Genomic DNA, 23,257 nt, shown 5'->3' with positions numbered 1-23,257 from the left:
CTGTACTCTTAAAACTTAAATTCGTAAAAAGAATTGCTGGTTTTGTATTATATAAATCTGTTCAATTTTCAAAGATCATTTAATCTCCGTCGCAACCAAGCGACAAAGACTATTATACTCTCATAATCGACACTCTTCGACTCAAACTACACCTTAATTTAACTTTATTTTAATAATACTTAAATTAACTCAAATTATCTAGCTATTCCTAATACTGACACGCTAGGTAAGGTGTAGCAAAATTATCTTAGAAGTAAATTTTCTATTCCTACATTATAAGTAGCGCAAATTTTCTTATACTTTTCTATTGTTTTATTATCTTTAAAAAATATCGGGAATTTTTTATTGTAGTTACTCCAAATAACAACTTCATCAGATATAAAGCTATAGGTTGAAAATAAAATTCCGTTTATAGATAACTTATTTACTAATTCTAGTTCTTCTAAAGAAAAATTTTTAAAGTAAATTATATTATTATCAAATCTATTTTTTATATCCTTTAATAGTAATTTCTCTTTTTGATTTAAATTATTCATAACATTTTTAAATGACTCTTCTGAAATAGTGTTTCCATAATAATCAATAATCGCATCCTCACTTTTAAAGTAACAATCCTTTAGTATATTATTTAAAGTTTCAAAATCAGAAGTTTCTATTATTCCACTAGAGTAATTATCAAATCCATCTAATATATTTACTATTTTGACTTTAGATATTTCATTAAATTCTGTTTCACTTACTTCTTTCATTAAAATCATCTCCTTAAATACTATTATAGAAATAAATAGAGCTACCGTAAACGGTAGCTCTATAATCTTAATTATACAAATTTAAGACTTTATATGTTTGGTTGTACTATTTAACTTATTAAATCATTTTTTGCATGTGTGAAGCTATTGGGTCTGCTAAAGTTCCTACTACTACTTGTAAGTTTTTAGCGTCTAATTTCATTACTCCACTTGCCCCTAATCTCTTAAGAGCTTTTTCGTCTATTTTTGACATATCATTTACAGTTAATCTTAATCTAGTAACACAAGCATCTAAGTTTACTATGTTACTTGCGCCTCCTAAGGCTTCTAAAATTCCTGCTGCTTTTTCATCTATTGATGAAGCTTTTTTAGGTTCGTTTTCACCGTAAATTTGACCTTCATCTTCTAATATTTCTCCATCCTCTTCTCTTCCTGGAGTTTGGATGTTAAATTTCTTTATTGCAAAATAGAATACTACAAAGTATATTGCTGCAAATATTAATCCAACTAAAGCTATTACTAAAGGTTTAGTTGCTATATTAAAGCTTAGTGCGTAATCTAAAAGACCTGCGGAGAATCCAAAGGCCATCTTAAGCCCGAGAACCTGTGCTATCGCAAGTGCTAGACCTGTCATTATAGCGTGGAATACATAAAGTACTGGTGCTATAAACATAAATGTGAATTCTATTGGTTCTGTAATACCAGTTAAGAATGCTGTAAATGCTATACTTAATAACATTCCTGTAACTGCTTTTCTCTTTTCTTTTTTAGCTGCTAAAATCATAGCTATACAAGCTGCTGGTAATGCAAACATCATTATAAAGTAGAACCCTGTAGTATATAAACCTGCAGTAGGGTCTCCTGCGAAGAATCTGTTGATATCTCCTGTAACTACTGTTCCATCAGGTTTAGTAAATGTACCGAATTGGAACCAGAATATTGTATTTAATACGTGGTGTAATCCAAATGGTATTAATAATCTATTTAATACCCCGAATATAAATGCACCGATAACACCAGCTGATGCCATTTGGTTACCAAATCCATCTATTCCTCCTTGGATTGAAGGCCACACATATCCTGCTAAAACACCTAAAGCTAAACAACAAACTGAAGTTGCTATAGGAACAAATCTCTTACCACCAAAGAATCCTAAGAATTGTGGTAATTGAATATCTCTAAATTTATTATATAATAGCCCTGCTATTATACCTACTATAATACCGCCTAAAACTCCCATATTGATAGTTTTATCGAAAGTTACTGAAACTTTAGTAAGTGTAAAATACCCTACTACAGCTGCAAGCCCTGCAACACCGTTATTTTCTTTTGCAAGTCCAACTGCAATACCTAATGCAAATAATATTGGTAAGTTATCAAAGATAGCTGCCCCTGCTGCATTCATCCAAGGCCAGTTTAAAACATCTGGTGCTCCTAATCTTAAAAGAAGCGCTGCCGCTGGTAAACAAGCTATCGGAGTCATAAGTGACTTACCTAACTTTTGTAATGCGCCAAGAATTTTTCCGTTTCCTTTTGCCATGTTAAATCCCTCCATTTTTTAAATTTTAAAAATAATTCCTATTTCGAGAAAACACAAAAAAGCTGAAAAGAATGCAGATTGAGTGCGTCTCAAATCTATTCTTTCCAGCTAATGCCCAAATTATTTATTCGGTTACACGCCTATTAATTTCTCGATTAAGTTTATGTCTAAATTCTAATACATTTGCAAATACTTGTCAACGGTTTCATATATATTTTTTTGGATTTTTTTATTTTTATTTACTAAACCCTTATAACAAGCTATATTTTTGTAGTTTTATGTATATAAAAAAGTGGCTTTGAGACGCTATTTAATAACCTTTTTTAAAATTAGCTATACGCAAAAAAAAGAGCATTGCCCGGCACAGCAATACTCTTTTTAATTATCTTTTATTCAATTTTTAGGGGGGTATTTTAAATCATTCTTTTTATATGAGATACTATAGGATCTGCTAAAGTTCCTACTACTACTTGTAAGTTATTTGAATCAAGTTTCATAATTCCACTTGCTCCTAATCTTTTAAGAGAAGCTTCATTTACTTTTGACATATCTTTAACTGTTAATCTTATTCTAGTAACGCAAGCATCTATACTTTCTATATTACTAGCGCCTCCTAATGCCTCTAAAATATCTTTTGATTTTTCATCTATATCTGATTTTTTTGATCCCTTTCCAAGTTGTCCTGCATCTTCTAATATTTCTCCATCTTCTTCTCTTCCTGGAGTTTGTAAATTAAATTTCTTTATTGCAAAATAGAACACTGCAAAGTAAATAGCTGCAAAAATTAATCCTATTCCAACTATTAAGAATGGTTTTGCTGAAATTCCAAAACTTAATAGATAATCTATAAGTCCCGCTGAGAATCCAAAGGCCATCTTCATTCCAAATATATGAGCTACTGCGAGTGCTATACCTGTCATTATTGCATGGAATACATAAAGCACAGGTGCTAAGAACATAAATGTAAATTCTATAGGTTCAGTAATACCAGTTAAAAATGCTGTAAATGCAATTCCTGCAAGCATTCCTGTAACTGCTTTTCTCTTTTCTTTTTTAGCAGCTAAAATCATTGCAAAACATGCAGCTGGAAGTGCAAACATCATTATAAAGTAAAATCCTGTTGTATATAAACCTGCTGTAGCATCTCCTGCAAAGAATCTATTAATATCTCCTGTAACTACAGTTCCATCTGGCTTTGTAAATGATCCAAATTGGAACCAGAATATTGTATTTAATACATGGTGTAATCCAAACGGTATAAGAAGTCTATTTAAAACTCCAAATGTAAATGCTCCAACTACTCCAGCTGCCGCCATTTGATTCCCAAATCCATCTATAGCACCTTGAATTTGAGGCCAAATATACCCTGCTGCAACTCCTAAAAGTAAACAAGCAAATGAGGTAATTATCGGTACAAAACGTTTACCTCCAAAGAAGCCCAAGAACTGTGGTAATTGAATATCCCTAAACTTGTTATACAAAAGCCCTGCAATAATACCAACTAATATTCCTCCTAAGACTCCCATATTAATGCTTTTATCAAAAGTTACTGAAACTTTAGTAAGAGTTAAATAACCAATAACTGCTGCAAGTCCTGCAACACCATTATTTTCTTTTGCAAGTCCTATAGCTATTCCTACAGCAAAAATTATAGCTAAATTATCAAATATAGCATTTCCTGCTGCATTCATCCAAGGAATGTTTAATACATCCTCTGCTCCAAGTCTCATAAGTAACGCTGCTGCCGGCAAGCATGCAACTGGTGTCATAAGTGCTTTCCCTAGTTTCTGTAATGAACCTAAGATTCCATTTCCCTTTGCCATAATAAATCCCTCCATTTGTTAATTAAATATAAAATAAATATAAAAAAGCTGAAAAGAAATAGCAGAATTTTTCTACTTATCTCTTTTCAGCTAATGCCCGTTTTGGTTACACGCTGTTTTAATTTTATTGTTTTACCTTATTATACCATAAATATATACCTTTGCAATGATAATTATTCATATTTTAGAAAAATATTTTTAATTTTATTTATCATTTGTTAATTGACAACGTTTTTATGCTATATTATAATAAATATCGAACAATGTAACTGAGTAATATTAGGCATAAGTTCTTCTTTTTACAGAAGACTTATGCCTTTTTTATTAAAAATTTGGATTTGTGATATACTAAGGATATAAAATAATAACTTATATATCTCATATGTATTAAAGAAAGGACTTGAAAATTATGTTTGGATTATTTAAAAAGAATAAAAAAGAAGAAACACCTAAATTAGTAGCACCAGTAAGCGGAAAGGTAATAGATTTATCAGAAGTACCAGATCCTGTATTCGCTCAAAAAATGGCAGGAGATGGAGTAGGAATATTAGCTACAGGAGATACAATAGTAGCACCTTGTGATGGAGAATTATCATTAGTTTTCAAAACTAAGCATGCTTTTGCAATGACTTTAGATAACGGTATAGAATTATTAGTTCATATAGGAATAGAAACTGTATCATTAAACGGTGAAGGTTTCGAACAATTAGCAGAGCAAGGAACAAAAGTTAAAGCTGGAACTCCTATCATTAAAATTGATAGAGCTTTTATAGAAGGAAAAGGTCTTTCATTAGCTACTCCAGTTCTTATAACTAACGTTGATAGCACTAAATCTATAACTCCTAAAACTGGAATAGATGCAGTAGCTGGAGAAACTACAGTAGTTGAATACACAGTTTAATTTTTAAAATTAAAGGGATGCTTTTTTAGCATCCCTTTTTAATATTTTAATTTATACCTCAGTTAAATTTACTATGAATCTTTCAGGTGCAGGCCCTACATATTTAAATGGATAGCATGTTACTAAAGTTAAATTCTTTCCTTTTTTGTTTTCTAGAATCTTTTTATCATCAGGCTTAGTTATAAATGTCTTATTTACCTTGTAAGTATAAGTTCTGCCTAAAGTTTCAATCTCTATTTTATCATTTTCTTTTATATTTTCTAAAAATCCAAAGGTAGTTTCCCTGTGCCCTAATATAATTACAGTTCCGTTTTCTCCAGGTAAAATACCATTATCATATATATTTGCACCATCTTTTAAATTTTCTTCAGTTGCACCTATTAAAAGAGGAATTTCCTCCCCTGTTTTTTCAACTATTATTTTTCCATATATCTCTTTTCCGTCAACCTTTATAGTTTTAGGTTTTTTATCTATATCTTTATCTTCTATTTTTATGTTATCCATATTTTTAAGGACTTCTGTTTTTTTAGAATCCCACACTTCTATATTATCTTTTATTTTATTATTATCTAGCTTTATTTCTATAAAAGGATATGCAATAAAAGAAATACCAAATAATATAAGGATAACTCCTAAAATTCTTTTTATATTTAACTTTTTCAAACCTCTATCTCCAATCATATTTAAAAGAGGATGCTAAACTTAAAAAGTCTAACACCCTTATAATTACTTAGGTTCAACAGACACTCTAAATCTTTCAATATGCATAGCTAAATAAGCTATTTCATCTTCTACTATTTTAGTATCTAATTCCTCTTCTAAAATTTTTCCTATTTTAATTGCTATTTTATAAGATTTTTTATATCTTATTCTTATTACGCTTATCAAATCATTTTCTATAGGACTCTTAGTCATAATTCTCTCTATTGCAAACCTTATATGTGTTAAAAATCTTGCATAATCTAAAGATTTTCTGCTTATCTCTATATTTAACGCATCTTCAACATACTCTACAATAGTATTACTTAAGTAACTATATTTTATAGTATTTGAAAGTTTACCGTTATTTCTAGCTGAATGTATGTGAAGAGTTATAAATCCAATCTCTCCATCTGGTATATCTACCCCTATTTTTTCACTTAATCTCTTAGCTGCATTTCTAGCTAATTCATATTCTCTAGGGTATAGAGTTTCTATTTCTACTATAAATGGATTTTGTATTTCTTCATTGTTTTCTAATCTCTTAACTGCAAATGATAAGTGGTCTATAAGTCCTATGTGTATATTTTCACTAAGTTCCTCACCTAAAGACTCTGAAATATCAAAAATTAATTCTTCACAAATACCAAGAAATTCATCATCAACTCTTCCCATCATCTTTTGGAAGTTTTCAATGTTGTTTTCATCTTCTATTATGAATATTTTATCTACTTCTGTTCCCTTTTTAATTATATTTCCAAACTTCTTACCAAAACCTATTCCCTTTGCAAATAATATTTTCTCTTTTCCACCTGACTTAACTAAAACTATATTATTATTGAATACTTTAGTTAAAGTCATATCACCCTTTAGTATATTTTCCATAACACACCACCTAAAACTATTCCTTTAATTTATAATATGTCTTGTGATCTTGCCATACTCCATTTATAAATAAATATTTTTCGTTTGTTCCAAGTTCAGTAAACCCACACCTTTTTAATAGTCCATTAGATCTATCATTATCTAATAAAGCTGAAGCTTCAACTCTATGAAGTCCTAAATCTTCAAAGGAGTATTTTATAGCTAAAAGAAGAGCTTCTCTCATATATCCATTGCCTTCAAAATCTTTGTCTATAGAATATCCTATAATCCCATTTTTAAATACTCCATAAACTATATTTGAAACTCTTATCTTTCCTATTATCTTAGTATCTTTTATGATTGCAAAATCTACAGATGACCCATTTAAAAATTGCTTATAACTTTCATTTAATATACTTCTTTGTATATCTAAAGTATAAAACTCACTATCTCTAACAGGTTCAAATTTTTCTAAATGATCTTTATTCCTTTTATAATAATCTAACATCTCTTCTGAATCATTTGGAGTTAAATTTCTTAGATAAATTCTTTTTCCTTCTAATTTTAAGATAGGCTCGCAATTTTTATAATTATAATCTTCTCTATTGATACCAAAAACTAATTCATCCCTAGAAGTACCATTTATAATAAGATTATCTGAAATAATTCCTTCTAAAATAAAACCTAAGTCTAAAAAAGGCGATGTTTTTATTCCGTCACCAACCATTACATTTACTTTATACATATCTTTGTCTTTAAAAGTTGCCCTTAGTAAATTCTCTAAAGTCTCTTTTATTAAATTGTAATTATCATCTCTATAGAACTTAAGTTTTATATCACATTTTCTGTTCTCTTTATCTAGGTCAATTATTTCAAATCTTCCTATGTTTATATTGTTTTTATCTCTTATCAGATACTCTGTAATACTTCCAGTGTTTAATGATATAGATATTTTACTGCTTTGTGACATATTACATCTCCCACTATATAATTCTTATATCATTATTATATAATATATATTTCTTATTTACTATCTAACTATTTAAGTTAACCTTATTATATTAAAATTTATATTTTTTATTTTTTCGTCTATTTTTTTCAAATTCTGCATTTATGGGGTTTGTCCAAGTTATACACAGATTTATCAACATGTTGTGAATAACTTTTTTAGATACACCATATCTTGTATAGTGTAATTTGTAGATATTTATTTAGATTTGCTGACTTTTATACTATTTGGAAACTTTTTATAATTTTTTATGTAATAAATTAATATAGTTATCCACAGACATATAAATCCAATCTATTTTACTAACATTCTATTCATATTACTTAACATAAATGATTGTTTTCATAATATAATTTTTTACAAATTTTTATAATTTTCTATAAATAAAAAAATGCAGATCTAATCTTAGATTTGCACTTTTTTCTAATTATTATTTCCTTCTATTTTTTTGAAATACTTATTTAATAACTCTTCTAACTCTATATTAAATAATTATCTTTTAATATTTCTAAATTTATTTAATTCATTAATGCCTATTATAGATGATATAACTATAATAATACCCCCTAACAGAACACCGTGAATTAAGTAAAGTCCACTTTCGCTTATAAGTAAACTTTGCCCTGTCACTACTAAAACATAATCTAGATACTTAGGATAATTTAATTTATTTATAAGAGCATTTTCAATATTAAAATACTTTAAAAAGCTAAATAATAATATAAATATAACAATCGAACTAGTTTTATTTTTAAATATGGTTGAAAACCCTATTACTAAAAATGAAATTGTTATTATGCTAGATAATATATATATCATCGTCTTTAATATAATAATTGAAATCCCTTCAAAATTTACATATTTACTTAGACTATCAATAACTTCTTTATTAAATAATCCTATAGGTGCCCTTAACTCTCCAACCCCAAACTTTATTGATGTAATAATAAAAGGTATAGTAATAAAAATAATCATAATAATTAAACATGCAAATATAGATACTAATACCTTTGATAGATATATATTTTTACTTTTTATAGGTAAAAGAAATAACAACTTATTAGTTTTATTTTCAAATTCACTTGTTGAAATAATAGATGCAATGATTATAAAAATTAATGGTAAGATAAACCCTATACTTCTTAAACTCATTAATATTGAATTTATTCCATTAGGCTCAAACTCACGCAATATTGAATAGTCTATGTTGTTTTCCAAGGCATACTTATATTTTTCTATTGTATAATATAAATTATTCTTTTCTTCTCCATCGTCTAGTAACTCTATAAATTTAGATTTTTCTTTAATATAAGCTTTCATAATTAATTTATCATCCTTTGAATTTAACTCTCTTATAAATTCACTTTGATATTTATTTTCTTCTCTTTCATTAAATAAATCCTCTTTTAATTGTTCATCTTTCGGGTTTACTTCTAATTCTTTTTGAAGTTTTTCTATCCTTTCATTTGATAGTATTAAATTCTGTTTAGCATTATCTAATTGTGTTTTATAGTAATCATCCTTGTTAAAATTTAATGATTGTAAAGTAAAAAATATAGATGCCAAAATTATAAAAAGTAAAATACTTATAAATATCTTGCTTTTAAATAACTTTTTCACTTCAAATTCTATCAAATGAATCATAGTAATTCCTCCTTATAAATTTCAGAATAATTGCTTTTAATATTATTCTTAATTTGAGAAATTCCATCTATTAATATTTTTGAACTTGTAATATCATTAGCTAATTTCATAAGCTCATTATCATAAATACTAATTATTACTCCATCTACTATTTTCTCAACTTTTATAACATACTCTTTTTTATATAAGTATTCTATAATTTCATCTTTAAACTTTGTAGTAATAAAATATTTTTCATTAGATATATCTTCTTTTGATAAAACCTCTACAATTCTTCCTTCTTTTAAAAATATGAATCTATCACACACACCTTCAATATCTTCAAAATTATGAGATGAAATTAAAGCGAACCCACCATTTCTTTTCACTAAAGACAATATGTTATTAAATTTTTTTATGCTTTCTTGATCTATTCCATTTGTTGGTTCGTCAAGGATCAATCCTTCTTTAAATTTCATAAAACACATTGCTAAATACAGTTTTTGTCTCATTCCAAAAGAATACTTCCCAACTTTTTTCTTTAAAATATTATCATTAAAATTTATAAATCCATCAATATCATCTATTGAAACAATACCGCTATTATAATTTTTAATAAAATCTATATGGTCCCTTCCATTTAGGTTTTCGTATAAATCCGCTGTTTCTATTAATCCAGAAATTAAAGAAAAATATTGTTCATCATAATCTTCTATCCTTTCTCTATTTAATGTTATTTCGCCCTCATCTATTTTTAATAACTTCAAAATACATTTCATTAACGTAGACTTCCCTGAACCATTTGGTCCTATTAAGCCAACAATTTCTCCATTTTTTATAGTAAAGGATATATTTTCCAAGACCTTTATATCATTAAATCTTTTAGAAATATTTTTAACTTCTAACAACTTTTCACCTCTTAACTTCTTTATAAATCTAGGCTTTTTAATATATAATACTATTTACATAATTTTACAGTCAAATTTCACGCAATCCCTCTTACAATTTAGATGTTTTGTTTGAGATTCACCTTTAATATTGCATCTTTTAATAATTTCACTTCTTATTTTTTACATAAAAAAAAAGTGGCTCTCGCCACTCTAGTAAATAAAGACTGCATTTTCAGCAGCCTTTTAATTATTTTATTCCTATTATATCCTTAATAACTTCTCCACCTATTATCATTCCTGCAACTGGTGGTACAAATGAAATACTTCCAGGTATTTGTCTTTTAGATGCACATTTTTTAGTTCCTCCAGTGCAAACACAACCTGTTTTGCAAGTGACTACATCTTCACTTTTAGGTTTAGTTGGTAATTCTTCTGAATAAACAACCTTTAATTTTTTAATTCCTCTTTTTTTAAGTTCGCTTCGCATAACTTTTGCTAAAGGACAAACTTTTGTTTTGTGAATATCTGATACCTTAAACATAGTAGGGTCAAACTTATTTCCAGTTCCCATTGAACTTATTATATTTATTTCATTTTTATAGCAATATTCTGCAAGGGCTATTTTTGCACTTACAGTATCTATAGCATCTACTACATAATCATAATCTTTTAAATTAAACTCTTCTAAATTATCTTTAGTTACAAATTTTTGATGAGTTTCTACGTTACATTTGTGGTTTATAGAAAGAATTCTCTCTTTCATAACATCTACTTTAACTTTGCTTATAGTATTATAATTTGCGTGAATTTGTCTGTTAAGGTTAGTTAAGCAAACTGTATCATCATCTACTAAAGTAATATTACCTACTCCAGCTCTAGTTAAAGCTTCAACAGTAAAACTTCCAACTCCACCTACTCCAAACACTATAACTTTAGCATTCTTTAATTTATCTAAACCATCTCTTCCAATTAATAATTCAGTTCTTGATAGTGAGTGTTGTGCTGACATATATCTAAACTCTCCTTTTCTCCTATAGTTATATATTTAACTATATTTATTAATATATAACTTATATTTTATTTTATCTTTCTAGTATGCACAAGGGTTTACTTAATAATCTTTAATACCTATAATAGAAGTTAGATTTTATTTAATTTGGAGGAAATAATTATGGTTATCGGAATCATTGGCGCTATGAGCGAAGAATTAGAAATACTTCTACAAGATATGAAAGTAGAAGATAAAAAAATAAAAGCAAATATGACTTTTTATAAAGGTAAGCTTTGGAATAAGGATGTAGTTGCTGTAGTTTGTGGAATAGGTAAAGTTAACGCTGCAATCTGTACTCAAATCCTTATATCAGAATATAATGTAAATGCTGTAATAAACGTTGGAGTTGCTGGCGGAATCGGTAAAGATATCTACCCTGGTGATGTAGTTATAGCTGAAAACTTAGTTCAACACGATATGGATACAACTGCTTTTGGAGATAAGCACGGTCAAATCCCAAGACTTGATATATTTGATTTTAAATCAGACGAAAGCTTATTTAAAGTTGCAAAAGAAGCTTGTGATGGAATAGAAGGATTTAATACTTTCCACGGAAGAATAGTTTCAGGAGACCAATTCGTTGCTGATATAGATAAAATTCATTGGCTTGAAAATGAATTCGGTGCTTTAGCTTGTGAAATGGAAGGAGCTAGTATCGCACACGTAGCTCACCTTAACGGAATTCCATTTGTAGTTATAAGATCTATTTCAGATAATGCAAATAATGGAGCTCATATGGATTTTGAAAAATTCACACCAATTGGAGTTAAAAATTCAACTAGAATTTTAAAAGCTATGATTGAAAAAATGTAAGCTTTACGCAAAACAGGACTATATCAACTAATTGATATAGTCCTGTTTTGCGTAAACATTAATATTAAAAATTAAAGGTATATACATATAAACTATTTTAGTTAGCCTAAATATTTATTGTATAAAAATATTTTATCATATTAAGATAGATAAAATTTTTAGTTTTTGTATATTAAATGTAAACTTATTTAAATAACTAATTCTCTGTCTTCTTCTTTAGTTATCTCTTTTAAATCTATTATGTTTCCTTCGCTATCCTTTTTTGGACTTACTTTATTCATGTAATAAAGAGGAAGTGCATATAAAATTCCACCACCTATTATGTTTCCTAAAGTAACCCAAACCATATTATTTAACACTTCTCCAAAAGGAAGACTTCCAATTGTAAAGAAGCTTATAGCGAAAACTCCCATATTAGCTATACTATGCTCAAACCCTGCAATTACAAATGCAGCTATAAGCCAAAACATAGCTATCATCTTTGCTGATTCTGATTTTAATTTAACATTTGCATATGTAGCTATACATACTACAAAGTTACACATAATCCCTTTTAATACTAAGCTACTTATATCCATACTAGTTTTAGCTTCAACTAACTTAGGTAAATAGCTTGGGAAGATATTGCTTCCTGAACCACTCTTAATAAAAATAAATCCTATAATTACACACCCTATAAGGTTTCCTAAATAACTTAAAGTTAAAACCTTAATAACTGAACCTATATTTTCTTTTTTATCATAATACGCTATCCCCATAGTTAAGCAGTTTCCAGTAAAAAGATCTGCTCCAAGTAAACATATAAGAACTAACGCTAACGAAAAAGTAAATGCCGGAAACATCTTAGCTAAAACTGGAGAAATATCGTTTGTCATAGCTGCTAAAGTGTATGATAAAATAACTGCAACACTTAAATAAAATCCTGCCATAATACCTTTCACTAGATACTTTAAAGGTTTAGTTTGAGCTAAATAAGCTTTTTCTCTTGCACTTTTGTTAATGCTTTTGATTTCTTCTGATACCATTTTATTATTTTCCCCGCCCTTATTATATTTTAAAAGGCTTTGCTTAAACTCTAAGCAAAGCCTTTACCATTATATCAAAAAATTCATATTATTAACATATTTTTTAAATTTAAGTCACCTTAACTTATGAATGAATAATCCGCTTCTAAGCTTTGGTTCAAACCAAGTTGATTTAGGAGGCATAACTTCTCCTATATCTGAAACTGACATAATGTCGTGTATATCTGTCGGGAACATAGAAAAAGCTACTTTCATATCTTTGTTTACCCTTCTATTTAGCTCCTTTATTCCTCTTATTCCACCTATAAAATCAATTCTGTTTGAAGTTCTTACATCCTCTATCCCTAAGACTGGTTTTAAAATATTTTCTTGGAGTATTGAAACATCAAGTCTTTCTATAGGATCAAACTCGTCGAAAGAACCTTCTTTAGCTATTAAGTGATACCACTCGCCCTCTAAATTCATTCCAAAAGTATGCCTTTTTTTAGGTTTAAAACCGTTTTTAAGTTCATCTCCTTCTGCTTTTTCAACATAGAAACAACCCTTTATCTTATTTATAAATTCTTCTTTACTATATCCGTTTAAATCCTTACAAACCCTGTTATAATCCATAACGTGAAGCTCGTTGTCTGGAAAAGCTACAGCTAAAAAGTAGTTAAATTCCTCTTCACCTGTGTAGTTTGTATTTTCTTTTCTTCTCATCTCTGAAACCCTTGCAGCTGATGCACTTCTATGATGTCCATCTGCTATATAGAGGCTATCTACTTATAAAAATAAATCTTTCATAACCTTAACTACATTTTCTTCATTTATAACCCAAACAGTATGTCTTATTCCATCATCAGATATAAAATCATACTCAAATTCCTTTTTAGTATAGGCATCTACTATTTCAGTTAAATACTTATTATATCTATAAGTTAGAAATATTGGCCCTGTATTTGCATCACAATAATCTACATGATTTACTCTATCCTCTTCTTTATCCGCCCTAGTAAACTCATGTTTTTTAATATTATTATTTAAATAATCATCAATAGACGCACAAAATACTAACCCTGTTTGGCTTCTTCCATCCATAACCTGCCTGTAAATATATAAACATTCCTCTTCATCTTCTATAAATTCACCTCTATAGATCATAGAATTTAAATTATCTCTAGCCTTTTCGTATACTCTCTTATCGTGTATATCTATACTTTTATCTAAATCTACTTCAGCCTTATCTACATGCAAAAAAGAATATTCATTATCTTTACAAACTTCCCTTGCCTCTTCACTATCCATAACATCATAAGGTAGTGCGGCTATTTTAGATGCTAATTCTTTTTTTGGTCTTATTGCTCTAAACCCTTTTACCTTTGCCATAATTTTACCTCTCTTTAAAATTATTTTATCTAATTAATTCTTACTAATTAATTTAAACAAAATTTATTAAAACCCTTTTATTATAAATAAGAATTAATTAAATAATTAGGGCTACCTAAATTTTAAATAGCCCTAATTAATATATTAAATATGAAAATAAGCTTTAATTACTTCTACAACCTCTTCTCCTATTCTGTCTTGAGCTTCCCTAGTAGATGCGCCTATATGAGGACTTACACTAACTCTTGGATGATTTACTAAAGCTTCCTTAGGGTGCGGTTCTTCTTCAAAAACATCAATCCCAGCTCCTGATACCTTCCCTGAATCTAAAGCTTTTAAAAGTGAATCTTCACAAACTACTTTTCCTCTAGCACAGTTTATTAAATAAACTCCTTCTTTCATTAAAACAAATTCTTTTTCACCTATTAAAGGTCCCTTTTCTTTATCATACGGAACATGTATTGAAATAAAATCAGATTTTTTAAGTACATCTTCTAAGCTTAAAAATTCATAATTTAAATCTTCATGTTTCCCTTCTATAGTATAGTAAATAACTTTCATACCTAGTGCAGTTGCCTTTTTACCTAGGCTTCTACCTATCCTTCCCATACCTAATATCCCTAAGGTTTTACCTGAAATCTCTGTTCCTTGGTAAGACTTTTTATTCCACTCTCCGTTTCTCATAGTGGCATTAGAAACACCTAAGAATCTAGCTACTGAAAGCATATGTGCTATTGCAAGTTCAGCTACTGAATCTGAACTTGCGTTTGGAGTATTTTTAACTTCAACTCCAAACTCTTTTGCACTTAAAACATCTATATTATCTATTCCAACCCCTGCCCTTATTGCAAGTTTTAATTTTCCTTTAGAACCTTCTTCTAAGATATCTCTTTTAAGTTTTGTTGCACTTCTTATTACTATAGCATCAAACTCTTTAAGTTTTTCTCCTAAAACATCCATATCATAATGAGTATTTACTACTTCAAAGCCTAAGTTTTCTAATTCTTCTATAGCCCCTTTTTGTAAACCGTCATTTGTCAAAACTCTATACAAACACTTTGCCCCCTTATTTATTATTTTAACTTTAAAATATCTTCTATATTCCCTAATAAATCTTTTAAATCATCCATACTACAATCTGCCATATGAGCTATTCTAAAAGTCTTCTCTTTTAAAGAGCCATATCCATTTGATATAGTATATCCCCTATTTCCAAGTTCTTTATTAAGTTCTGCTACGCTTATCCCTCTAGTATTTTTAATAGTTGTAAGAGTATTTGATAAATTGTTTTCGTCTGCAAATAATTCAAAGTACTTTCTTCCCCATCCTCTTACGTATTCAGCCATAGCTATATGCCTATCAAATCTGTTTTGAAGACCTTCTTTATTTAAAATATAATCAAGCTGATAATCTAGAGCGAACATATGTGATAAAGATGGTGTTGACGGATATTGATAATCCTTCTTTTGGATGTATTTATATAGAGTTAATAAATCTAGGTAATATCCCCTATTTGGTACCTTTTCAGCTCTTTCTTTTGCCTTATTTGAGAATGTGCAAATTGAAAGCCCTGGAGGAAGTCCTATAGCCTTTTGAGTAGATGTTATTAATATATCTATATTGCATTTATCTACTTCTATTTTAGTTCCAACAGCTGAACTTACAGCATCAACTACAAATACCACATCTTTATACTTTTTAACGACTTCGCCTATCTCTTCTATAGGATTCATAATCCCTGTAGAAGTTTCGTTGTGAGTTATAGTAATTAAATCATACTCACCAGTTTTTAATACGCTATCCACTTTTTCAACATCTACAGCTTGACCCATTTCAAATTCAAATAAATCAGCTTTTACATTATTAGATATTGCCATTTCATAAAATCTTTTTCCAAAAGCACCTACTGAAAAAATAGCTGCCTTTTTTAAAGTACACGATCTAACTGCCCCTTCCATCAAACCGCTACCTGAAGTTGTTGAAAGTAATATTTCACTATCTGTAAAAAATATCTTTCTTAAATTATCACTTATTCTTCTTTGAATTATAGAAGCATCTTTGCTCCTGTGCCCTATCATAGGCTCTGCCATCTTTTGAAGCACATCAGGCCTTACTTCTACAGGCCCTGGTATAAATAACTTTTTGTGCATTTAAACCCCTCCCAAATTTTTACGCTTATTAATTGTTAAAATTGATTTTACTACTATATTACTTTTTTTACAAATATTTTTATATCTACTTTAATTATATACACACCACTTGAAAAAATGTTTCTATTTTACGGACAAAGCTTATTATCTTAAAGAAAATATAGATAAACCATAATACTTTTACTTATATTCTTTTTAATATCATTTATAAAAAAAGAAAAGCCTCTATATTAATAGAGACTTTTCTTTTCATTGATTGAAAGGAAAACTTTTATTTTAATGAGTGAATCCATAAGATTCTTTTCTTGGGTCAGCTTTTAAAATACGTGCTTCATTTAAATCTTTTATAGCAGTGTTTAAATCAATAACCAATTGTTCTGCCATATTATGTCCAAGGTCTGCACGACATACGAAACGTTGGATTATTGTTTCTTGTAAGTTAGCTGGTAGAGGATAAGCTGGTACTTGCCATCCTTTCATTAATAATCTGTCTGATAGATCATATAATGTCCAATCAACATTTGCATCATCTTTTAATTTATAACATACGATTGGTAAGTTTGAACCGTCATTATAAATTTCAAATAATCCTGTTTTTTCAAGTTCTTTAGATAAGAACATAGCTACTTCTCTAGTTTTTTCATGTATCTTTTTATATCCGTCAAATCCAAATCTTACGAAGTTATAGTATTGACCTATAATTTGGCTTGCACTTCTTGAGAAGTTAATTGCCATAGTTGGCATTTTTCCTCCTAAGTAGCTTACTTCAAAGATTAATTCTTTAGGTAAGTATTCTTCATCTTTCCAAAGAACCCAACCTATACCTGGATATACTAAACCATATTTATGTCCTGAAGTACTTATTGATACTACGTTTTCTAACTTAAAATCCCAAACTAAGTCTGGAGTAACAAATGGTGCATATAATCCACCTGAAGCTGCATCAACGTGAATTGGAACGCTTAATTTTGCAGTTTTGTTGTATTCTCCAATTACTTTGTCTAACGCTTTTATATCATCATATCTTCCTGTATATGTGATACCAAGTATTCCAACTATACCGATTGTGTATTCATCAACATAATCTAATACCTTACTTGCATCTAAATATCTCATATCTTTTTCCATTGGTACTGTTCTCATTTCTATGTCCCAATACACACAGAATTTTTCCCAGCAAACTTGATATCCTGAAGATATTACAAGGTTTGGTTTTTTAGCTTTAACGTCTATTCCTAATTTTTCTGCTCTATTTCTCCATCTGAATTTCATAGCCATACCACCAAGCATACATGCTTCTGATGATCCAACTGTTGAAGTTCCCATAAATTTTTTATCTTCTGGTGCGTGCCATAAATCAGCTATTATATTTACGCATCTATTTTCTATTTCAGTTGTTTGAGGATACTCTGATTTATCTATAGCATTTTTTTCTAATGTTTCTGACATTAACTTAGTAGCTTCTGGCTCCATATAAGTTTGGCAAAATGTTGCTAAGTTAAGTCTAGCATTACCCTCATCCATTAATTCGTCTTTAACTAATCTGTATGATACTCTTGGTTCTAATGATCCTTTTGGCATCTTATATTTTGGTAAATCAATATCTTCTTCTAATGTACCAAAAATAGGTGTCCTATAAGTGTCTTTTAATTCTCTATTTTCTTTACTAAATAACATAGTAAAACCTCCCTAAATTAATATATTTAATATTCATCTAAAAGATTAATTTAAAATCTCTCTTATAGGTAAACAAATTATCTAATTGCTATTTTTATTATCTGTGTTTGATTTATTTACGCTAACATTATTTTCATGATTTATGCTATCATCTTGATTCATGTAATCTTCAGGTTCTGGCATAATTCTGTGTTGTCCTCTTGCAATCGGAGGAACAAATTTATTTACTTCGTCACTTGTCATAACTTCTGGTTCTTTTACTTTTTTATGAGCTGATTTATCGTGAACTGCATAAATTGCAAATGGTATTATTAATACTACGATAAATCCAACTATTAATATTGCTTCATATTCTTTTGCACTTGAACCGCTTAAAGAAGCTGGTGGTACGAAAGAAATTACAAATGCGAATATTGACATTACAAAACCAATTATTGAGATTATCATTTTTACTACTGTACCGCCTGGTATTTGATAAGCTCTTTTTAAATCTTTTTCTTTTAATACTAATTTAAAGTATGCAATAAAGAATAAGAAATAAGTAATTAAGTAAACAACAACTGTAAGTGACATAGCAGTTAAGAATGAAACGTTGTTTCCTCCACCTCCGAAAGTTAGAAGTGCTGCCCAAATTGTTACTATTACACCTTGTACCATAATTAATGGTGTAGGTACGTCATGTTTATTTACTTTTTTAAATACTGCAGGTAATATACCTTTTTGAGCTGCAACGTACATACCTCTTGAAGGTCCTACAACCCAAGCACTAACTTCTGCACTAACTCCGACAGCTATTAATAATGCAATTATTTTAACTATCCAATCACCATTTGGTGTAAAGTGAGCTACTAAAGCTTGGAATGTTTGTATAACTCCTGAACTTAAGTTTAATTGTTCTTTTGGTATTACTGCTGCTACTGAAAGACCACCGATTGTGTCTAAAACTATTGCACAAACAACTAATATAATCATAGCTAATGGGTAATCCCTTTTAGGATTTTTCATTTCATTAGCGTGAGTTGCTGAAGCTTCAACTCCCATATAAGCTAGTATAAATGATACGAATACTACCATTGTGTTTAATTTAGTAAAGTCTGGGAAAAATGTTTCTGCACTAATTTTAACGTTAAGTGGGTTACCTTGAACAATATATGCAATTGCTAATCCAAATAAAATTACTGATGGAACTACGATACCTATTATAAATCCGACTTGTGCTATTTTAGCTGTATATTTTGTTCCTGCTAACTGTGTGAAAGTTAAAATCCAAAATACTACTAAAACACCAATAAATTTTATAGTTGGATCTGTATTAAGTGCTGGAAAATCTAAAACATATGACAATGCACCTAAAATGAAATATAACATTGTTATAAATCCTATTGAGATTTCAAAGAATTGAAATGCTATCGCTGCAAATCCATATTTTTCTCCTAAAGTATTTCCGACCCAAGCAAATACACCACCTGTTTGCCAGCCATCTACTGTTGCCATTTCAGCGGCACATAATGCAACTGGTATAAACCATAAAAATCCACCTGCTAAAAGATAGAACACTAATGTAAATCCTGATGTTGCAAATGTTGGATATTCATATGCTGCCATAACCATTGATGCTGTCATAGCGAAGAATCCAAATAAAGTCAAATTCTTTTTAGAAGCACCTGGTGGAGTTAATGGCACATTTTTGTTTTTTAATCCACTATCCATTTTTATCAAATCCTTTCAATGTTTGTTTATATTCCAAGTATATCAATGCCATTTTTTAGTGTAAATCCACATATTTTCCTATAAAGCCCCTTTAATATTCAAATTTCATCTATAATTAAATTTATCTTATCTAAGATAGCTAAGAGTAACTCAGCCTTAGTTTTACTATCTTTTTAACTGTTTTTAAGCACCCATTCTCCTTTAACCCCTGTATTTCCAATGCCTAAGGCCTATTTTGTCAACCTTTTTTCTATTTGTAAATTTTACTAAAACCAGTAATACAGCCATTTTAAGGGTATTTTAATTCCATATACAAACATTTCTTATATCAAAGTTGCGTTTATTATTTCAAAAACTTCAATTTCTTTACATATTGATGGTTTTAAATATATTTTGATAACATTCTTCATACATTTGTTCTAATTTTTCCCTTTAGTTAATTAATTTAACAAAAAAAGCTTTCAAAATTCTAAATTTAGAATTTTGAAAGCTTAAAACTAATTTTTTATTCTATTCCCAATAAGCATCTTCACCAAGTAAAGTATTATCAAGACCTCTTAATTGTTCTTTTTCTGTTGCTCTTATAGGACAAATACTATCTATAACTTTTAATATAATCATAGTTACAACAAAAGAGTATATCGCAACTATTAATACTCCTAGTATTTGTATAAGCATTTGATGAATACCACCGTCTACTGTGTTTACCGCTACTGATGCGAAGATACCAACTAAAATACTTCCTGTTAATCCTCCCATACCGTGGACACCCCAAACATCTAGCGCATCATCTAATTTCATTTTTCTTCTTGCCGCTATACTTATAAAGCAAACTATAGGTCCAATTATACCTATAACAACTGCAGCTTTAGGGTCTACATATCCAGCGCAAGGAGTTATAGTTGCAAGACCTGCAACAGCACCAGTTAATAAGTCTACAAATTTTAATTTTTTATTTATAGCTACTGATATAATAGTCCAAACTATCATCCCAACAGATGCTGCTATTGCAGTATTTACAAAGGCTGCTGCTGCAATTTTATCTGCTGCAAGAGAACCACCTGCATTAAATCCAAACCAACCAAACCATAATAGTCCTGTACCTATTGCAACTATTACTAAGTTATTAGGGTCTAAATTTTCACCTTTTTTTATAGCTCTTTTTCCTAGATAAATTACAGAGGCTAATGCACCAAAACCTGCACTTACGTGTATTACTGTTCCTCCAGCAAAATCTATAAATCCTAACTTTTCTAAAAATCCTCCACCCCAAATCCAGTGACATACTGGTATATAAATAAGAATAGTCCAAGCTATCAATATTAATATATACCCTTTTAGATTTAATCTATCTGCAAATGCCCCTGTCATTAAAGGTGCTGTTATTATAGCAAACATCAATTGATAAGCAAAAAACATAACAAACGGTATTGTTGCCCCATAACTTGGGTTTGGTGCAAGTCCTACTGAATTCATACCAAAAAACTGACTAATGCTTCCTATAATACCAGCGTGGTCTGTTCCGTACGCTAAACTAAATCCTCCAAAAATCCATATGATCGTTACAATTCCCATAGAAATAAAACTTTGCATCATCATAACTAATACATTTTTCTTTCTTACAAGTCCTCCATAAAATAAAGCAAGACCTGGTGTCATTAAACATACCATAGCGGTACATATAATCATAAAGGCTGTGTTACCACTATTTATCGCTCCCATAATAAAAACTCCTCTCTATATAATTTCTTTTTTATTTTATATCGAATATGTATTTTTTTGTGTGTATATTATGTTTTTTTACATTTAAATTACATACTTTACATTAATACCATATTAATTAACTGTTTTTTCTTGTTTTGCTGTATCTATAACTCTAAAACCGCTTTTTTTGTTTTAAATTTCTATTAAGTCTTCTTATTTGCCTTATTTATTTCCCATATTTTTCAATTATATTGATTTATTTTACATTTAATATCCTAAATTACCATATAATTAACTAAATCTTTAACCTTTAGTCTAAAACTGTTATTTTTTGTTATATTATTCATATTAAGTTAACTGTTTAGAGTTTTTATAAGTGCTATCCTTTAATTAAAGAATAAATTTAATTTTATGAGGTGATTTAGATGGTTGAAAATTTAAATAAACTAGTAGAAAAAAATAAAGCTTTTATAAAGGATGGACACGTTGCAACTTACATCCCAGCTTTAGCTAAAGTTGATCCTAACCAATTAGGAGTTAGTATAGTTGATTTAAAAGAAAATAAAGCTTTTAATGCTGGAGATTCAAATGTTAGATTTGCTATAGAGAGTATTTCTAAAGTTCCTGTATTAATACTTGCAATTCTTGATAATGGTTTAGATTTTGTGTTTAGTAAAATTGGAACTGAACCTACAGGATTTCCTTTTAACTCAATTATGAATATGGAAATTAGACACGGTGAAAAACCTACTAACCCATTCGTTAATGCAGGTGCAATAGCAACAAACTCATTAGTAAAAGGTAAAGATTCAGACGAACGTTCAGCTAGGATATTAGACTTTTTCAAAAAAATAATGAATGATTCTAATATAACATTAGACACAGATATATACTTATCTGAAAAACGTACTGGAGATGTAAATAGATCTCTAGCATTCTATATGAAAGGTAATGATATAGCTGATTTTGATGTAGATGATGTTTTAGATTCTTACTTTAGACAATGCTCAATGCTAGTAACTGCTGAAGGTTTAGCTAATATGGGTGCAGTTTTAGCAAACAGAGGTATTTGCCCTTGGAATAATGAACGTCTTTTTGATGAAGAAGTAGCTACAATAGTAAAATCTTTAATGACTTCTTGCGGATTATATGATGAATCTGGTACTTTCTCAGTTCATATAGGGGTTCCTGCTAAAAGCGGAGTTGGTGGAGGAATATTAGTTGCTGTCCCTAACAAATGCGGTATAGGATTATTTAGTCCTGCATTAGATGTTCCTGGAAACAGTGTAGCTAGTATGAAACTTTTAAAAGATTTATGTACTGAATACGAATTAGATATCTTTAGATAACAAAAGAAAAAGGATGATGAATTTTTAAATTCATCATCCTTTTTTTATTTGTAAATTTCTAAGTATTTCTCTTTTAAATAATCTAAGAAGTATTTAGGATTTAATTCCTCACCACTTACTATTTTTATAATTTTACTAGGTGAATACATAGCTCCGTATTTGTGAACATTATCTTTAAGCCACTCTTTTACACCTAATAGTTCTCCATTTTCTATATCTTTATAAAGGTTTTTATACTGTTTAGTCATAGTGTATAGCATTTGCGCTCCATAAAGGTTTCCTAACGCATAACTTGGGAAGTATCCAAAAGAT

General features: G+C 29.1%; 18 protein-coding genes and 2 pseudogenes. 3 read left to right on the top strand and 17 right to left on the bottom strand.

What is annotated here, in order from left to right; all coding sequences use genetic code 11:
- Positions 1-242 precede the first annotated feature (242 nt).
- The 3 genes from M4I33_RS16475 to nagE (M4I33_RS16465) form a co-directional block, all read right to left on the bottom strand.
- Positions 243-749, bottom strand: coding sequence for a hypothetical protein (locus M4I33_RS16475; protein ID WP_257917819.1), 507 nt, complete (start codon positions 747-749; stop codon positions 243-245).
- 118 nt (positions 750-867) lie between these two features.
- Entirely contained in the window at positions 868-2,289 is a 1,422-nt protein-coding gene (gene nagE, locus M4I33_RS16470) for an N-acetylglucosamine-specific PTS transporter subunit IIBC (protein ID WP_257917818.1), read from the bottom strand.
- 413 nt (positions 2,290-2,702) lie between these two features.
- A complete protein-coding gene (nagE, locus tag M4I33_RS16465; RefSeq protein ID WP_257917817.1) occupies positions 2,703-4,112 on the bottom strand; it encodes an N-acetylglucosamine-specific PTS transporter subunit IIBC in 1,410 nt (469 codons plus the stop codon).
- A 409-nt stretch (positions 4,113-4,521) separates the two neighbouring features.
- Between nagE (M4I33_RS16465) and M4I33_RS16460 the strand changes: the two genes are divergently transcribed.
- Positions 4,522-5,013: a PTS glucose transporter subunit IIA gene (locus M4I33_RS16460; RefSeq protein ID WP_194192065.1), complete on the top strand. Its 492-nt coding sequence runs from the start codon at positions 4,522-4,524 to the stop codon at positions 5,011-5,013.
- Positions 5,014-5,064: 51 nt separating this feature from the next.
- On the opposite strand, the gene M4I33_RS16455 is transcribed toward M4I33_RS16460, so the two are convergent.
- The 6 genes from M4I33_RS16455 to M4I33_RS16430 all read right to left on the bottom strand — a co-directional run bounded on the left by M4I33_RS16455 (position 5,065) and on the right by M4I33_RS16430 (position 11,107).
- Positions 5,065-5,676: a class D sortase gene (locus tag M4I33_RS16455; protein ID WP_257917816.1), complete on the bottom strand. Its 612-nt coding sequence runs from the start codon at positions 5,674-5,676 to the stop codon at positions 5,065-5,067.
- 63 nt (positions 5,677-5,739) lie between these two features.
- Positions 5,740-6,597, bottom strand: coding sequence for a glucose PTS transporter transcription antiterminator GlcT (glcT, locus tag M4I33_RS16450; RefSeq protein WP_194192067.1), 858 nt, complete (start codon positions 6,595-6,597; stop codon positions 5,740-5,742).
- A 16-nt stretch (positions 6,598-6,613) separates the two neighbouring features.
- Positions 6,614-7,546: a GNAT family N-acetyltransferase gene (locus M4I33_RS16445; RefSeq protein WP_257917815.1), complete on the bottom strand. Its 933-nt coding sequence runs from the start codon at positions 7,544-7,546 to the stop codon at positions 6,614-6,616.
- A gap of 531 nt (positions 7,547-8,077) precedes the next feature.
- Positions 8,078-9,229, bottom strand: a complete 1,152-nt coding sequence (locus M4I33_RS16440) for an ABC transporter permease subunit (RefSeq protein WP_257917814.1) — start codon at positions 9,227-9,229, stop codon at positions 8,078-8,080.
- Positions 9,226-10,116: an ABC transporter ATP-binding protein gene (locus tag M4I33_RS16435; RefSeq protein ID WP_257917813.1), complete on the bottom strand. Its 891-nt coding sequence runs from the start codon at positions 10,114-10,116 to the stop codon at positions 9,226-9,228. Before M4I33_RS16435 ends, M4I33_RS16440 begins: the two co-directional genes overlap by 4 nt.
- A gap of 229 nt (positions 10,117-10,345) precedes the next feature.
- A complete protein-coding gene (locus M4I33_RS16430) occupies positions 10,346-11,107 on the bottom strand; it encodes a tRNA threonylcarbamoyladenosine dehydratase (RefSeq protein ID WP_257917812.1) in 762 nt (253 codons plus the stop codon).
- A gap of 162 nt (positions 11,108-11,269) precedes the next feature.
- Between M4I33_RS16430 and M4I33_RS16425 the strand changes: the two genes are divergently transcribed.
- The gene (locus M4I33_RS16425; RefSeq protein ID WP_194192072.1) at positions 11,270-11,962 is read left to right on the top strand and encodes a 5'-methylthioadenosine/adenosylhomocysteine nucleosidase; all 693 of its coding nucleotides are present in this window, start codon (positions 11,270-11,272) and stop codon (positions 11,960-11,962) included.
- A gap of 188 nt (positions 11,963-12,150) precedes the next feature.
- Here M4I33_RS16425 and M4I33_RS16420 read toward each other — a convergent pair whose 3' ends face one another.
- From M4I33_RS16420 to M4I33_RS16390, 7 genes and pseudogenes are all read right to left on the bottom strand, one after another.
- Complete coding sequence (locus M4I33_RS16420) at positions 12,151-12,987, bottom strand: formate/nitrite transporter family protein (protein ID WP_257917811.1); 837 nt, start codon at positions 12,985-12,987, stop codon at positions 12,151-12,153.
- Between the two features lie 114 nt (positions 12,988-13,101).
- Positions 13,102-14,355: pseudogene (locus M4I33_RS16415) on the bottom strand (DUF1015 domain-containing protein).
- A 144-nt stretch (positions 14,356-14,499) separates the two neighbouring features.
- Entirely contained in the window at positions 14,500-15,408 is a 909-nt protein-coding gene (locus M4I33_RS16410; protein WP_257917810.1) for a D-2-hydroxyacid dehydrogenase, read from the bottom strand.
- A 20-nt stretch (positions 15,409-15,428) separates the two neighbouring features.
- Entirely contained in the window at positions 15,429-16,505 is a 1,077-nt protein-coding gene (locus tag M4I33_RS16405) for an alanine--glyoxylate aminotransferase family protein (RefSeq protein ID WP_257917809.1), read from the bottom strand.
- A 276-nt stretch (positions 16,506-16,781) separates the two neighbouring features.
- Positions 16,782-18,182 (bottom strand): glutamate decarboxylase, encoded by a 1,401-nt coding sequence (locus M4I33_RS16400; protein ID WP_257917808.1) that lies wholly within the window; start codon positions 18,180-18,182, stop codon positions 16,782-16,784.
- A gap of 81 nt (positions 18,183-18,263) precedes the next feature.
- The gene (gene gadC / locus M4I33_RS16395) at positions 18,264-19,892 is read right to left on the bottom strand and encodes a glutamate:gamma-aminobutyrate antiporter (protein WP_257917807.1); all 1,629 of its coding nucleotides are present in this window, start codon (positions 19,890-19,892) and stop codon (positions 18,264-18,266) included.
- Positions 19,893-20,402: 510 nt separating this feature from the next.
- Complete coding sequence (locus tag M4I33_RS16390; protein WP_257917806.1) at positions 20,403-21,614, bottom strand: ammonium transporter; 1,212 nt, start codon at positions 21,612-21,614, stop codon at positions 20,403-20,405.
- A 407-nt stretch (positions 21,615-22,021) separates the two neighbouring features.
- Between M4I33_RS16390 and glsA the strand changes: the two genes are divergently transcribed.
- A complete protein-coding gene (gene glsA, locus M4I33_RS16385; protein WP_257917805.1) occupies positions 22,022-22,945 on the top strand; it encodes a glutaminase A in 924 nt (307 codons plus the stop codon).
- 44 nt (positions 22,946-22,989) lie between these two features.
- On the opposite strand, the pseudogene M4I33_RS16380 reads toward glsA, so the two are convergent.
- Positions 22,990-23,257: pseudogene (locus tag M4I33_RS16380) on the bottom strand (carboxypeptidase M32); the annotation flags it as partial.

It is taken from the genome of Clostridium sp. LY3-2, assembly GCF_024705715.1.
GTDB lineage: Bacteria > Bacillota > Clostridia > Clostridiales > Clostridiaceae > Clostridium.
The sequence above is the reverse complement of the archived record's forward strand: the minus strand, read 5'-3'. Positions and strand labels throughout refer to the sequence as shown.